At 43.7% G+C, this 15268-nt stretch carries 14 protein-coding genes; 11 read left to right on the forward strand and 3 right to left on the reverse strand.

Features of this window, described 5'->3' with window-relative positions; genetic code table 11:
• The first annotated feature begins 37 nt into the window (after positions 1-37).
• Genes WCW_RS00550 through tolB form a run of 4 tightly spaced genes read left to right on the forward strand, consistent with a single transcriptional unit; the run spans position 38 to position 3143 of the window.
• Positions 38-787: a MotA/TolQ/ExbB proton channel family protein gene (locus WCW_RS00550; protein ID WP_013181220.1), complete on the forward strand. Its 750-nt coding sequence runs from the start codon at positions 38-40 to the stop codon at positions 785-787.
• Positions 788-790: 3 nt separating this feature from the next.
• Positions 791-1216, forward strand: coding sequence for an ExbD/TolR family protein (locus tag WCW_RS00555; protein WP_013181221.1), 426 nt, complete (start codon positions 791-793; stop codon positions 1214-1216).
• Positions 1217-1222: 6 nt separating this feature from the next.
• Positions 1223-1879 (forward strand): TonB system transport protein TonB, encoded by a 657-nt coding sequence (locus WCW_RS00560; RefSeq protein ID WP_013181222.1) that lies wholly within the window; start codon positions 1223-1225, stop codon positions 1877-1879.
• The gene (gene tolB / locus WCW_RS00565; RefSeq protein WP_041941433.1) at positions 1869-3143 is read left to right on the forward strand and encodes a Tol-Pal system protein TolB; all 1275 of its coding nucleotides are present in this window, start codon (positions 1869-1871) and stop codon (positions 3141-3143) included. The genes WCW_RS00560 and tolB overlap by 11 nt, the downstream gene beginning before the upstream one ends.
• Positions 3144-3248: 105 nt before the next feature.
• Here tolB and WCW_RS09610 read toward each other — a convergent pair whose 3' ends face one another.
• Positions 3249-4472: a dual specificity protein phosphatase family protein gene (locus WCW_RS09610; protein WP_013181224.1), complete on the reverse strand. Its 1224-nt coding sequence runs from the start codon at positions 4470-4472 to the stop codon at positions 3249-3251.
• A 154-nt stretch (positions 4473-4626) separates the two neighbouring features.
• Here WCW_RS09610 and WCW_RS00575 point away from each other — a divergent pair, with 154 nt between their 5' ends.
• The 4 genes from WCW_RS00575 to deoC are packed head-to-tail and all read left to right on the forward strand — an operon-like array spanning position 4627 to position 7591.
• Entirely contained in the window at positions 4627-5373 is a 747-nt protein-coding gene (locus tag WCW_RS00575; RefSeq protein WP_013181225.1) for an OmpA family protein, read from the forward strand.
• A gap of 3 nt (positions 5374-5376) precedes the next feature.
• Entirely contained in the window at positions 5377-5964 is a 588-nt protein-coding gene (locus tag WCW_RS10340; protein ID WP_013181226.1) for a LysM peptidoglycan-binding domain-containing protein, read from the forward strand.
• Complete coding sequence (gene murI, locus WCW_RS00585) at positions 5961-6791, forward strand: glutamate racemase (RefSeq protein WP_013181227.1); 831 nt, start codon at positions 5961-5963, stop codon at positions 6789-6791. Before WCW_RS10340 ends, murI begins: the two co-directional genes overlap by 4 nt.
• A gap of 20 nt (positions 6792-6811) precedes the next feature.
• Positions 6812-7591, forward strand: a complete 780-nt coding sequence (gene deoC / locus WCW_RS09615; RefSeq protein ID WP_013181228.1) for a 2-deoxyribose-5-phosphate aldolase — start codon at positions 6812-6814, stop codon at positions 7589-7591.
• A 14-nt stretch (positions 7592-7605) separates the two neighbouring features.
• On the opposite strand, the gene WCW_RS00595 is transcribed toward deoC, so the two are convergent.
• Positions 7606-8031: a hypothetical protein gene (locus tag WCW_RS00595; protein ID WP_143876327.1), complete on the reverse strand. Its 426-nt coding sequence runs from the start codon at positions 8029-8031 to the stop codon at positions 7606-7608.
• Between the two features lie 62 nt (positions 8032-8093).
• On the opposite strand from WCW_RS00595, the gene metK reads away from it, so the two are divergent.
• A complete protein-coding gene (gene metK / locus WCW_RS00600) occupies positions 8094-9272 on the forward strand; it encodes a methionine adenosyltransferase (protein WP_013181230.1) in 1179 nt (392 codons plus the stop codon).
• A 231-nt stretch (positions 9273-9503) separates the two neighbouring features.
• Here metK and WCW_RS00605 read toward each other — a convergent pair whose 3' ends face one another.
• A complete protein-coding gene (locus tag WCW_RS00605) occupies positions 9504-10199 on the reverse strand; it encodes a response regulator (RefSeq protein ID WP_013181231.1) in 696 nt (231 codons plus the stop codon).
• A 138-nt stretch (positions 10200-10337) separates the two neighbouring features.
• On the opposite strand from WCW_RS00605, the gene WCW_RS00610 reads away from it, so the two are divergent.
• Complete coding sequence (locus WCW_RS00610; protein WP_143876328.1) at positions 10338-14171, forward strand: DUF1347 family protein; 3834 nt, start codon at positions 10338-10340, stop codon at positions 14169-14171.
• Positions 14172-14246: 75 nt separating this feature from the next.
• The gene (locus WCW_RS00615; RefSeq protein ID WP_013181233.1) at positions 14247-15161 is read left to right on the forward strand and encodes a DMT family transporter; all 915 of its coding nucleotides are present in this window, start codon (positions 14247-14249) and stop codon (positions 15159-15161) included.
• The last annotated feature ends 107 nt before the right edge of the window (positions 15162-15268 follow it).

Consider the following 15268-nt stretch of genomic DNA (forward strand, 5'->3'; position numbering starts at 1 on the left):
AAATTCTAAAAGATTGTTTATTTTAAAGGATTTATATTTGTTTGTAAAGAATTTAATAATACTTGGCTCTACTAGCCCTTTTCTGCAAGCTTACCAACAATCCGACCTGCTGGGCAAAGGGATCTACCTTGCCATCGTTGCCGCTTCTGTGATTTGTTGGACATTGATGCTCTATAAGACATGGCAGATTAGGGAAGCCAGGAAAAATTCCTTGAGGTTCAAAAAGAAGGTTGATTTGCGAAAAGGGAACCTTCTCGCTCAGGAGGCGGAAGGGGAAAGAAAGGAAAGGCTACCCAATCCTTACTATGAAATTTATGTGATTTTGAAGAAGCATACTGTCGATCTGCTGCGCAAAAACCATCATGTAATGGGGCAGAAAGAGGGAGGTTCTTATCTGTCGCCGACCGATATTGACTGTATCGAGGCCAATTTGGCAACAGCTATTGCTAGCCAGACAAAAGAGATGGACAGACATCTGTTTATCCTATCTACGATCGTCGGCCTGGCTCCGTTAATGGGATTATTAGGGACTGTTTGGGGAATTTTGATCTCGTTTTCCCAGTTGCAGTCGCAAGCAGCAGCGGCAAGTAATCAAATGGTTTTGGGAGGGATTGCACTCGCGCTGACAACGACAGTACTGGGACTTTTAACTGCGATCCCTGCACTGATTGCCTACAATTATCTTAAGAGCAGCATTCGAGATTTTGAAACCGATATGGAAGGATTCACCAATGAGATGCTCTCTTCAGTGGAAATGCGCTATCGCAAAGTAGATATCAAAGGGTAGGCAATGGCGCGCAGGGGAATTCGACATCGCAGAGAGGAAGGGGAGCGTCCTGCAGTCGATTTGACGCCTTTAGTTGATGTCGTTTTTTCGATCTTGATTATGTTTATTATTGTCGCTCCCATGCTCAATCTTGATCGTGTTGAGCTGGCGGAAGGGGCTAAAGAGGCTAAAAGCAGCGATGTTTCGGTCAGGGACAGCTCCCTTGTGACAATTCATGTGCGCGAAGACAATTCCATTTGGATCAATCAAAAGCTTGTCGATGCTGTTCATCTTCCTGAGATTCTAAAGCAGGAGAGGCAGCGCCATCCTGATGCAAGACCGCAGCTTTATCACGACCGCCGCGCCCAGTTCGGGACGTACCAAATCGTGAAAAATGCCTTGGAGTCCGCAGGCTTTGAACAATTGGACATCATTTTAAAGCCTGTTTGAGATCCCATGAACAAACAACGCTTATGGATCCTTGCAGTATCGGTGATTTTAGCGCATCTTTGCGTTGTAATATGGCTGCATTATGGAGGGGTGCCGGAAAGCCGCTTTCCTTTGCAAGAGAAATTAGTTGTGAGAACGATCCACTTAACGCAGGAAAAAAAAGCGGAAACTATCCCAAAAAAACTCCCTGCACAGATTAAAAAAAATGCGCCCAAAAAAAAGCAGCCTTTACTTAAAAAAACAGAAAAGAAAACCGAACCGCGGCAGGAGAAGGGGCTCAGACAAGAGGAAAGAATGGAGAGTTTAATCGCTCAGGCAAGGCAGCAGTTGAGCCAGGTTGGAAAAGCGTCAAAAGCAATGGATCAGGCTAAAAGAGTGGAAACGTTGAAGATCGACGGAGTGGAGGATCATGGCTATTATTCACAGCTGGCAGCTTGTTTAAAGGAGAATTTGAGGCTCCCGGAATTTGGGGAGGTGAGAGTCTCTCTTACTTTAGATTGCCGAGGAAAAGTGATTCAAGTTAAGATCATTGGTGCCCAAAACGAGAATAACAAAAGATATGTGGAAAAAATTCTACCCAAAGTGAATTTCCCCTCTTTTGATCAAGCGTTTAAAAATGAAAAAGAGCACACGTTTAGCATCACATTGGCCAATGATTTATAGATTTTTGCTTTTCATTTTCCTCTCTTCTTTATTGGCAGCGGAAGAGCAAGAACTCGTTGTCCGATTGGAAACAGACAACCGATTAACCCCAGTCCAATTGATTCCAATTGAGGCTGCCCAATCTGCATTGCCAAAAGATTATGTTAGACAGCTGGAGGAAGTGCTCCGTTTTGATCTCGGCCATAATGGAGCTACGCAGCTGACGGACAAACCGGTTTTTTATCGAATCGCTTGCGAAGTGAAGGAACACCACATCTCTGTGCGCCTTTTCTCTTCGGATGGCGAAGAAGATTTCAGACTCGGCCAGCAACATCTTTCAGGATACTTGAGCGAAGACAGAAAGATTATCCATCGTATTGCCGATGCTATTCATCGCGCTCTTTTCGGTGCTGACGGCATCGCCTCGACCCGTTTATTGTATACGGTCAGAACGGTGGAAGAAAAGACAGAATATTCAGAAATTTGGCAATCCGATTACGACGGCGCTAATGCCATGCAGTTGACCTCGCGCCAGGCAGGTTACTGTATTACTCCGGGTTATGTCCCCCATTTGCCGGGGAAACAGGCGGAGTCTTTTTTTTACGTTTCTTATAAAACGGGAATACCAAAAGTTTACATCGCTTCTCTTGGAGAACCGATTGGAAGAAAAATGTTAACGCTGTCGGGAAATCAGTTGATGCCGGCGATCAACCGTCAGAGAGACCGTATTGCTTTTATCAGCGATGTTACTGGAAATCCAGATCTTTTTATTCAGGAGTTTTCCCCGGAAAAAGGGGGAATTGGCAAGCCGCGCCATCTCTTTTCTGCGCGATATGCAACTCAAGGGTCCCCAACGTTTAGTCCGGATGGCTTTCGCCTCGCCTTTGTTTCGAATAAAGGAGGATCTCCAAGAGTATATCTCATGAATATCCCTCCTCAGGGAACACCTCTTAAGGAGATAGAACCAATACTCGTGACTAAAGTAAATCGTGAAAACACAGCGCCTTGCTGGTCGCCGGACGGGACGAAGCTTGCCTACTGCTCTAAAACAAAAGGGGTGCGGCAGATTTGGGTGTACGATTTATTGACCGGTGTTGAACGGCAGTTGACGGATGGTCCAAGAAACAAAGAGAACCCATCTTGGGCGTCAAACAGCCTGCACATTGTTTACAATACCTCTGATGCCGGGAATTGCGAGCTTTATCTAATCAATCTCAAACAGGCAAAAGCTGTAAAGATCACTTCAGGAGCAGGGGAAAAACGGTTTCCTAGTTGGGAGCTTTAACCTCTGACTGTAGATGGACGGCAGATTTTTTAGTTTGTGACGAAGGGAATGTCCCTACATTCCCGAGGAGCAAAATGAAAAAGATGACGCTCAGCTATCAGAAGTTTAAGTTGATGGTTTGTAATAAAATTTTTCAAAAACTTCAATCGTCTTCCACTCCTGCCGGTTTTTTGAGAAACCAGACTGAGGCCTCATTAAGCTGACATGTTCAAATGCGGCATTTGCGGTCATGTTCTGATACTTGATCAAATAACAGACAACAATCATAAAGCTTCTGCCTCTGCCGGCTTTACAGTGGACATCAATGCTGACTCCTTTTGACAAGCACCAATGAATAAATTCTACACCGCGCAAGACTAGTTCGAAAAAAATGGTTTCACAATCGGGAGTGGGGATTTGCAGGTGTTTGATTCCGTTTTCTGCATATGTGCTTGGCTTGATGGGAGAGGTAAAATATCCGTCGCTATGTGTTTCGAAAACTTCTGTAACGCTGAGAACAGCGCTGATTTCAGCCTTTTTTAAATCCTCCAAAGAGTCCATATTTTTGGAGACCACCGGAAGAGCGCTTAGATAGAGGTTGCCGTTTTCAAAATGGCCGATTTTATTCATCCATTCCCATCCCGAGTCTGAAAGATAACTGCGGGCTTGATTGTAGAACAGCCCCGTCGAATAGCGTCCGTAATAGTGCATCATGCCAACAGATTCTTTAAGTAAGTCGGCGCTGTGGGCTATGGCTGCTTCCCACTCTTCGTCCGTATAATTTTCTTCAGGACAGATCGGTTTTTCCTCTGGTTCGAAAGTGTATGTCGTCAGAGAATTGAGCTGTTCGTTTCCGAGCATTTTCTTTTCCGGTAGCTGGTCGCGCAGAGCTTTGAGCGCGTTCAATGCGCTTTCTCTCATATTCGAGATCGCAGTTTCGATAACTTCTTTGGCATCTCCGTGATTTTCATAAGTTTTGAAGACTCCTGTAAGCCCTCCCCCTTCTACTCGCCCTCTAACGGCGTAGTGGATTCTTTGACAGACAAAGATAAGTTGACGGAATGTTTTACGGCAGAGAATTTCATTGTTGGATTCTAAAGCGGTTTCAGTTTCGGTGCTGATTAATACTTGAAGCTTCTTTGAGAATTTGGTGATTTGGGAGGCAGTTGCAGCGGGATCTCTCCCTTTATAAGTGTTAGCGATTGTTTGTGCACACAGGATAGTGGAAGCGAAATCGGCAGTCGTCATAAAATGACCTTTCCGGTTGCGGTGGAAATAGGTATTTGGAGGAATAGAGGCAAGAGTATTCAGTTCGGCAAGAAAGGGGCTGAAAGATGAAGGCGTTGTCATGAAATCCTCTGAATTTAAGTTATGATTATCTATTTTATATCTGATCTTCCCAATGTTGAGTAGGAATCTTTTGAGAGCCGATCTTGGTTTTCCAAATTATGGCAGATGTGCTAGTATCCTGTATTCGAATCTACAACTAATGCTTTGAGGGGAAATGAATAAGAAAAGCCTTGTGATCATCATGCAGTTCAATTTTTTTCTGCTTGCATTGACCGGATGCTGCCGCAGTTCAGAAGATGTTTGGGATGACACGAAAACCGCCGGAAGGCACATGGGAAGAGGGGTCCGGACTCTTGCCGGTAAGCATGGAGATTCCAGGCAAGTCCGTTGCCGGGAAGATTTCATGAATTGCCGTGAATATGAGGAAGACGATTTTTACACAAGCGCGTACTCTGGTTTGGAGTTTGAAGCGTTTCCCGATCAGGACTACGGCAGAGATGTGGCTCTGGCAGAGCCGCGCTATCATCCCCAAAAACAGCGCATAGAACCAGGGATGAGTAAGCAACTTCCTGGAATAGAGGATTTTACAGATCCTCGCTACGATGTTGAGTTGAGGACTGTTTTTCAAACTGTTTACTTTCCTTACAATAGTGGTTTGATTAAGGGGAAAGGAAATATGGATCGTCTCCGCACGATCGCTGCCTACATGCAGAAACATCCCGATACGTACCTTTTTGTAGAAGGGCACTGCGATGAAAGGGGAGCTGAAGCGTATAACTTGGCTTTAGGGGCTAAAAGAAGCAATTCTGTACGGGAATTATTGATTAAGGAAGGAGTAAGGCCGGAGCGTATTTTCACTGTCTCTTATGGGAAGGAACGTCCGGCCGATTCTGGACATAATGAAGAATCCTGGTCGAAAAATCGCCGGGCAGAGTTCAAAATTTTTAATTCTGATTCGTAAGCAATGAGGAAAATTGGCGTCTTTTTTATTTTGCTGAACGCTTCGGTTAGCGGGGCGCAGTATCAAAGTCGTTCAACTGGAAAAAGTGTTTCTTACGGCGATCTTCGCCATGAGATCGAAAATCACGAAGCAGAGATCCGCATGTTTGAAGAGAGGTTGAACACGCAGGAAGAAATTGTCGATTCTTTAAGGCAGCAGGTAATGGATGCTAATCATGAAAATCGGGAGCTAGTCAAGGGGGGCGTGATTCAACTGGAAGGCGATGTCTCAAGACTAGGAAATTCTGTCAAAGGGATGGCTGAGGATTTGCGTCAATTGCAAACGCACGGCAATGATACAGCATCCCTGTTGAACCAGCATAAGCGTAAAATTGAAGAAGTTGAAGAAAAGATGGGGCAGCTGCAGGCGACTTTGCAGCTTGTATTAGATGCGTTGCAAATTTCTGAGAAAGAGCAGATTTATGAGGTTGTTTCAGGAGATTCTCTGGAGAAAATCGCCCGTAAGCACAACACAACAATTCAGAAAATCAAAGAGCTCAATAAGCTTTCCGGCGATCGGATTTACATTGGACAAAAGTTAAAAATGCCATGAATGCAATCGCTGTTTTTGACTCCGGTCTAGGAGGGCTGACAGTTGTCAAAGCGCTTTGCGAGCATTTGCCTCAGGAAGAAATCATCTATTTTGGCGATACCGCTCGTGTCCCTTACGGTGGTAAAAGTCGAGAAACCGTTATTCGGTATGCAAGGGAGATCAGCGCTTTTCTTCTTTCTCAGGAAATCAAGGCGTTAGTCATTGGTTGCAACACTGCATCCGCTTACGCTGCAGATCTTTTGGCAGCGGAGTTAGAGCTTCCCGTATTTAATGTCATTGATCCCTTGATCGAAGAGATCAGTGCATGTCAAGCTGAACATATTGCAGTTCTTGGCACAGCGGCAACGGTGCGTTCCGGAATCTATCAGGCACGGCTGGCGCAAAAAATCCCTAATGTCAAGGTTACCGGGATTTCTTGCCCATTGTTTGTCCCAATTGTAGAAGAGCATTTTCAAAACCATCCTGCTGCGAGATTGATTGTTGAAGAATATCTTTTTCGTGTGAAGGATGAGCGCATGGACACAGTGGTTTTAGGGTGTACCCATTATCCGTTGCTTTATTGCTTGATCAGGGAATACTTGGGGGATGAAGTCAGAATAGTGGATTCGGCATCAGCTTGTGCAAAACAAATTCAGGCCGCTTTATTCTCGCATCCATTCAATAATTCTCTTTCAGTTAAAGGGAAATTAAAGTATTTTGTTTCAGACGACCCGGAAAGATTCAAGCATCTTGGGGAGCAATTTCTAGGGGTCGAGATCGGCCCTGTCGAATGTGTAGATTTAAACTCGGTTTTGCAAATCCCTCAAAACTTTGCAAAGTCGGGCTAAAGATTAGGAAATCGTTTCTTATGGCAATGCAATCTAAAATAAAATCTAGATATGCTTTTCAGCAGATCGCTTCGCTTTGCGACCACACATATCTAAAAACTGTAGAATTTTATCGCCAAGTTTCAAGAATTGGGCAGAGTCCAATTTTGCGTAGGCAGGAGGAATTTTACCGATTTCTTAGAGAAACGATCGAAAGTCCATTAACTCCGTATGGAATTTGTGTCGGAGCTGAAGATGTTCCCCATGTCCGCAAATTTTTGCAGCATCACAAAAAAGATTCAATCGCTCTCGTAGCAACGGTTGGGTTTCCCGATGGGAGTTGGCATCAAAAGCATTATAAATTCTTCGAGGCGCAGTATGCTTTGAGCGAAGGGGCGGACGAGATCGATATGCCTGTCAATTGGAAGGCCCTTAAGCAAGGGAATCATGCCGAGGTATTGGAGGAGCTGCAAACAGTATGCGGTCTTGTTCGTCAGAAAAAAGGGGTGTTCAAAATGATTTTGGAAACCTCTTTGCTTAATGATCGCCAGATTATTGAGGCATGTAAGTTGGCCAGGCATGCTGGTGTCGATTTTGTCAAGACTTCGACAGGATTTGGAGCGCATGGTGTCGGACCAAGACAGATCGAGTTGATTTTAGACCACTGGGATGGAGGGCTGAAAATCTCTGGAGGGGTGAATGCGGGCAACGTCGCTATCTATCTCGATCAAATTTTAAAGCGTTTAAAAGGTCCGGACCACTTGTTAAATCCCATGAAGGTTCGGATTGGGGAAAGTGATTTGCTTTCAGATTTAATGTGAACATTTTCCTTCCGTTATATTCGTTTCCGCAGAAGAAAAAAAAATATTGCTGTTCCCACCGCTGCAGCAGCAAATAGGAGATGTAAGCGGTTTTCTTTAGGAACTGCTTCGCCTTCAGTTAAAAACATTTGGCCTGTTTCAGGATCGATGCGAAGGGTTCCCCGCATCGTCACAGGTTGTTTTGTCGCTGGGATCGATTCAAGATCTTTGAGAACAATTTGCTCTCCCGACCGTTGGCGAGACCCGATACAGCACGATTTCAGGTCGGGTTGAGGGGCGAGGTACGCCTCCCCATTTTCAGATTGGTAGATATAGCCGCTGATTTCAATTTTTTCGTTATTTATCGTTTTTGAAATTTGATGAAAGGACACTTTTTGTTCTGCCCAAGATAAAACAGGTAATAGGCAAATGAGAAGTAGGTAAGAAGTCACTGTTTTCATTGATAAAATCATGCGCGATCTGTAAAATTATTCCAAATATTTTAAGAGGTTGCTTTCCCGTTATGAGTCATTTTCTTTTTACTTCAGAGTCCGTATCTATTGGCCATCCAGATAAAATTGCTGATCAAATTTCCGATGCTATCTTGGATGCTTGTTTGAAAGCTGATCCCGATTCTAAAGTGGCTTGCGAAACATTGGTCAGTACTGGGCTTGTTGTGTTAGCGGGAGAGATCACGACAAAAACACAGCTGGACTACCAGGAGATTGTTCGCAAAACCATCAAACGGATCGGGTACAATAGCAGTGAATTAGGATTTGATTATCGCTCATGCGGGGTCATTCTTTCCATTAATAAGCAATCTCCTGACATCTCCCAAGGTGTAGAGGAAGGAAAGGGTCTTTTTAAAGAGCAGGGGGCAGGCGACCAGGGAATTATGTTTGGCTTTGCTTGCGATGAAACTCCGGAGCTGATGCCGCTTCCCATTATGCTCTCTCATAAAATTGTTCTTGAGCTTCAGAGGTTAAGGGAAGAGAACGCTCTCTCTTATTTGAGACCGGATGCAAAGGCGCAAGTCACTTTGGAATACGATGAAGGCTTTATTCCTCGGCGCATCCATACGGTCGTGGTTTCCACACAGCATGATCCTGGTGTGGATCTGGATTTTTTGAAAAAAGATATGATTGGGATGGTTAACCGTCTTGCTCCGGAAGGTTTCATTGATTCGGAGACAAAGTATTTCATCAATCCTACAGGCAGATTTGTTTTAGGAGGGCCGGTTGCAGATTGCGGTTTGACCGGACGGAAAATTGTCGTGGATACTTATGGAGGGATGGCACGCAGTGGCGGAGGCGCTCTTTCTGGGAAAGATCCAAGCAAAGTGGATAGATCCGCCAGTTATGCAGCTCGCTATGTTGCCAAAAATATTGTGGCTGCGGGGTTTGCCAAGCGGTGTGAAGTACAGGTTTCCTATGCCATCGGAGTTGCAGAGCCTGTATCGATTAAAGTCGATACGTTTGGAACAGGGGTGGTTAGTGAACAGATGTTAGCTGAGGCAATCTTCAAAACATTCGATCTTTCTCCGAAGGGGATCATTGAAATGCTCGATTTGAAGCGGCCTATCTATAGTGAGACTGCCTATGGAGGGCATTTTGGCCGAAAAGGGGATGCGTTTACTTGGGAGAAAACCGACAGAGTGGAAAAGCTGCGGGAGGCTGTTGAACTGCAGGCAACCAACGCGTAAATTTAATAGCAATCAGCTGTTTTCACAACTCAGAAGAAAATTCTTCAAGTCAGTCGAATTAGGGCGTGTCATCAATTAGCTAAACATGCATCTTGCAGCTTTTTTTACCTTGAAAGAATCATTTTCAGACTCGCCACTGTGTCCAGTTTGGTTCGACTTCCAAATGGTTCTCTCAGGGAAAAATCGATGACAGTCTGTATATTTATCTAATTGGTGACATGCCCTAGTAAATTAATCCTCTTCTTCCTCTTTAAAGCGGTAGCCAACCCCTCTTACCGTCTCAATCCAGTGAAAGTTAGGCCCTAACTTTTTGCGGAGAGAGGCAATGTGCACGTCGATGTTCCTATCGACAATAAACGCTTCTTCGTTTTGTACATCATCAAGAAGTTGGTTGCGTGTCAATACTTTTCCAGGATTGGAGACAAGCCTTTTCAAAATCCCGAATTCAGAAAGCGTCAGGTGAAGTTGCTTGTCATGCTTGCGAACCTGATAACTTTCCGTATCAAGGGCAAAATGCCCGAATTTGATGATTTTTGGTCCTTTTTCCGGTTCTTTTCCTCTTCTTAAGACAGCGCGGATGCGGGAGAATAAAATTTTTGGGGAAAAGGGCTTGGTGACGTAATCGTCAGCGCCAAGCTCAAGCCCAAGAACGACATCCAGCTCCTCGCTTTTTGCTGAAATCATAATCACTGGAATATCTTTAGTTTCAGGATTGTTTTTTAACTTCCGGCAGACATCTAGCCCGCTTTGTCCAGGAAGCATAATATCTAGAATCACCAGATCAGGTTTTTCCCGTTCGATGGCAAGCAGTCCATTCAATCCGTCAACTTCTACGTGGAGTTTATAACCGGAAATATCAGCTTGGAGTTTGATGAGAGCTGCAATATCTTCTTCGTCTTCAATTAAGAGCAGTCGCGATTTTTGCATGATGAAGGTTTCCTGTAAAAATTTAATTTATTTTTATTATAACATTATTAATGCTTTTTTTTCTTTACTTTTTGTTTATGATTGGCTTTAGAGTGTGTGGGGAATATCTGTATAAATTTTTCACTTAAGGGATTCAAGTTGAAGATAAAAATCTTAGGATTAGCGGTATTGTTGGCAGCAAGCTGTGGAATGGGCCTTTACTATTTTTCCGGAGAGCCTCTGGATGAAGAAGAGCCGCTGGAACATTTCCAAAATGGAGATTATGCCGAAGCACTTGTTGCCCTGGAGAAAAATAAACGCTTATATACAAAAGCAGACTATCTTCTGCAGAAATCGTACATTCTAAGAAAAACTGGCGATGAGCAGGAGGCGGATTTGATTTTGCTGAAAATTGTGCAGTCAAGCGCTGCTAGTTCCTCCCAATTATCGGAGGTGTACCTCAATTTGATGCTGAGCGCATATCTGCAAAACAATCTAGACCTGCTAAAAAAACAGCTCATGGAAACGCGGCGTTTTCTAGGTGGCCACTGTGAATGGGTCTCTTTATTCATGGGAGTTGTTTTTTATCACGATGGCGAAAATCGAAAAGCGCTGCAAGCATTTGCCTCTTCATCATCTCGTGGATATCAATCTCCCTGGATGGAGCAAAGGTTCTCCAAAAAAATCGACACTATTTGGTATGCAGAACATCTCATTGATTGTTTGATCAAGACAGGTTCTTTAGACGAAGCAAGAGCGATGCTGGAAAAAATGAAACCGGTGTTTTTTCCTTTGCAGATGGATGAGTTTAATGGTTTGTATGGGAAATCGTACTTAGTCGAAGCGGAAGCAATGTCTTACGATCTGGCGATTCCCCATTATCGAATGGCTGTCGGGTATTTAAGCCGTATCCAAAAAAAAGAAAAGAAAGTAGAGCTGGCCGAAAGTCTTAATAAACAGATTCGGCAGATATTGGCGGCTGAAGATTTTGAATATCTTCCTTTTTATGTTCAACTTTACGAACAATGGGGGGAGAACAAAGAAGTGGGCGAGCTGAAGGATCTTCTAATCGCGACTTTGGATCAGCAGTTCATGAAAGGAGACCAAGAAGAGATTGGCCATCTCGCAGAGACTCTCGCCTACTTGCTGAAAGATAGTCGCGTGTGCGAAGAGATCGGAATGAGGTTCGAAAATCTTCTGGAGATAGCGATAAAGAGAGAAGAAACCGAGCTCTTGGCAGCATACTGGAATATGTTGTTAGCTTTTCAGCCAGAAGATGAAAGGGTACATGGGAAATTTTCCGATTTAGCAATCCAAAAGGTGCTGCAGTCGATTTTTTGTGACGATTCCTCTTTGACAAAGACGGGCGCCTTTATCAATTTTTATATGATTGCCGAGGATAAAGATGAAGATTCCAGGCAATTGGCAGATCATCTGGTGAGGATTGCTGAAAGATATTGGGAAATTCCCCAACAAAGAGGGAAATCTATCGAATTATTGAAAGCAGCAAAAAAAGTGGCTCCTCATGATTATAAAGGGAAGGTGCAAGCATCTATAGAGGAAATGTTTAAGTTTCGCTACGCCGATGCATTAAAGCAGGATATGCTGCCTGAATTATTCGATCTAATGAATGCCGTTGAAACACTTGAGATTGCGAGCATCGATGTGAAGAATCGGCAAGGACTGCAGCAACAGCTTGAAGAAGCTGAATATTTATATCTGCAAGGGCAGTTGAACGAAGCTCAGAATAAAGCTGAATGGGTGCTGGCAATTGATCCTGAGAGTGTGAGGGCAAGGCGGTTGGTTGGTATGGTTTCCTATTATTTCGCAGATTATGAAAAAGCGAGCGGGTATTTGAAAGACATTCCTCCCGTAAATGATGAAATGCGCGAAGCGCATGCGGTTGTAGCGATTTTATCAGGTAATGAGCAGAAGGGAAGGCAGTGGTTGGAAGAGGTTGCAAAGACGCGTGCGGTGCAGCCACAGATCTATTTGCGCATTGTTTATGGGTTCTTAGTTCAAGATAAGCCGACCCAGGCGATTGAGTGGTTGGAAAAAGTTGATGAGAAGAATCCAGAGGTTCTCCCAGCAAGAGTCTTTGCTTCATTTCAATTGAACAGCTGGTATGAGACCATTGAATTGTTCAATCAGATGAAGCCTCCATATGTGAATTTAGATGGCTTTCACGGTATTGTGGTGGATTCTTATACTGCGTTGGGGAATACTCAACAAGCTGAAGTTCAATTGGGTCAATTGCTTAAAAAACCTCCTCAGCCTGTCGACAGCAATTTTTCTCCCTATTTTCAGGCTTTCATCAGAAAGAAACTCAACCAATGGAACAGATTCTTTGTTGCCGGGCTCTATTTTAAAATTGTTCGCAATGATCCTGAAAATGCGTTGCGCTACTTCGATAAGATCGACAATCCATCATTATTGGCCCAGGTTGAAAAAGCGGAAGTTTATTTCCAGTTAGGAAGGCTTATTGAAGCAAAGGATCTGATGCTGCAAATCGACAGCGAGGCCGCTGAGAATCAAAAGGGGATCAAGCTTCGCATTTTACCTTTGCTTGGAATGGGATTTGAGCGACTGGGCTATGATATCGAATCCGTCCCTTTTTATGAGGAGTATTTCAAGCTTAAACCAAACGATGCTGATTATCGTTATCCTTATATCCGTGTCCTTATGCAGTTGAAACGGTATGATCTTGCATTGGAGCAGATCATGAAGCTTAAGAAAATCAGAGAGCTTGTTCCTAAAGAAGTGGTTGCCTGGATGCAATCCTTGCTGCATCGGGGAGATTTTGAAAAGGTTGATAAAATTGCCAACGAATGGCTTTCGAACAGGCAAGTGCCGCTTTTCCCAAAGCTGCAAATGGCTAGAATGATGGTAGTCACGGGGAATTTACCACTGCTTGAGTATATCGTTAAGGAGATCCCTGAGCCTTCTCAACGTTCGATTGAAGATAATCAGGAATTAATTCTCTTGTGGATGGATATGGGAGAGTTCGCGAAGGCGCTGGATCTTGCCCAGCTTTTGGAAAAGAAACTGGTGCAGACGCCCGGCGGCCTTTTGACTCTTGCAGAGCTTTACATGAAACTGGCAAAAAAAGACGATGCATTTTCTTATGCTCAAAGGGCTTTGCAGATGGATCCTGCGAATGTGAAAGTCTTGGAGTTTCTTGAAAGGCGTGAACAGCAGGCAGGCTCGATCGCCCCGCTTGTGAAATTATTGAAAGATCGAGTAGAGCAAAACCCTGGAAATATCACGCTTCAGATTGAGTATGCAAAAAAATTAATCGATTTAGCTGTAGAGATCTACATTGCTGGCGCAATTGCCAATATCAACGATTCTGTCGATCTGCAGCAGGCTCGGTTGATCTTAGAAAAATTAAAAGGAAAAGAGATTGAGTTGCCGGAAGTGCATCATTTGCTGGGAAAAGTGTATTATTTAGTCGATCTTTATGATAAAGCAAGAGAGGAATTTGATCGGGCACTTTTTTTCGATCCTTCGTATATCGAAGTTCTGCAGCTTCTTGCTTTAGTCTACGAAGCGGAGAAAAAGATGGATAAAGCTATTGAGTCTGTCGCTGCTGCTTCACGGTTTGCTCCTAGCGATTCAGATGTGTGGGAACAGCTGGGAAATCTTTATGTAGAAAAACAAGATTGGAAAAGCGCTGTCGACGCCTACCATCATTCGATCCGTTTCTCCCCATTCGATCCAGACCCTTATCTCAGGCTTGCAGCGACTTATTTAACTGTTAGTCAACCAGTGGATGCAGTTAAAACATTGGAGGGACTTCTAGCTTTTTCGCCGCAGAATGCCGCAGGGCTCAGCCTTATTTTAAAGGCGTTGTATCATCCGGTATACGTAAAAAAGAATAAGGATGCCGAGTTACTGCGGAGAATTCGGATCGATTACTATGACCGTCTTAGGATTATTGATCCGGAGTTAGCGAAAAAATCGTTGCCTGAAGGGGTTAGTTTGGATCCTTAGAGCGTATCGTCAGATAATTTGTTTTCTAAATGTGTTTCTGTTAAAATTTTTGCTAAAAATGTGGTGTTTTAAGAGATGCACTTAGTCGTTTTACTTTATGCTTTTTTTGCCAGTGTATTTACTATTTCCAAGGTTGGACTGCAATACACTCAGCCTCTTTTTCTTGTCGGAACACGCATGGTATTTGCCGGTGTGCTGCTTCTTTTTTATCTGTTTATTTTTCATCGCCGCCAGTTTTCTTTTAGTAAAAGCGCTCTATGGGGATTACTGCAGCTCGCTGTATTCAATATTTATTTAACAAACGTGTTCGAGTTTTGGGGGCTCCAATACCTCACCTCTTTTAAAACCTGTTTTATCTATAGCTTGTCGCCGTTTTTTTCGGCTCTTATCTCTTATTTTTCACTTAACGAAAGCCTCTCTCCTAAAAAATGGCTCGGCCTTGCTGTTGGTTTTATCGGTTTTTTCCCTATTCTTCTCACCGAGTCGGTAGCGGAAGAAGGGGTTAGGCATCTCTTTTTCGTCTCGTGGGCAGAGTTGGCAGTCATGTTAGCTGCTGTGACTAGCGTTTATGGCTGGATCATTTTACGGCGGCTTGTCAAAGATGAAGGAGTGTCTCCGATGATGGCTAATGGGACAAGCATGGTGATCGGCGGCGCAATGGCTCTTGCCAATTCCTACCTGATCGAAGATTGGGCTCCGTTTCCTGTGACTGACATGGTCTCTTTTGCTGAATGCATGATTTTGCTGGTGGTTGTTTCCAACATGGTCTGTTATAACTTATATGGGTACTTGCTAAAGCGTTTCACCGCTACGTTTATGTCGTTTGCCGGATTTACAACGCCGCTTTTTACTGCAATTTATGGCTGGTTTTTTCTGTCGGAAGTGATCTCGAGCGCCTTTTATCTATCAGCTGCAATTGTCTTTATCGGCCTGTTTTTATTTTATCAGGAAGAGCTTAAGCAAGGTTACACGATCCCTGAACCAGTTTAAAAATAAATATTTGATATCAATTGATTAAAAAATCTGATTTTTTTATTTAATTTATATTCATCAGAAAGTATATAACAATAACCTTAGGATTATAAGTCCCAAAGGCT

This window comes from Waddlia chondrophila WSU 86-1044 (genome assembly GCF_000092785.1).
GTDB classification, from domain to species: domain Bacteria; phylum Chlamydiota; class Chlamydiia; order Chlamydiales; family Waddliaceae; genus Waddlia; species Waddlia chondrophila.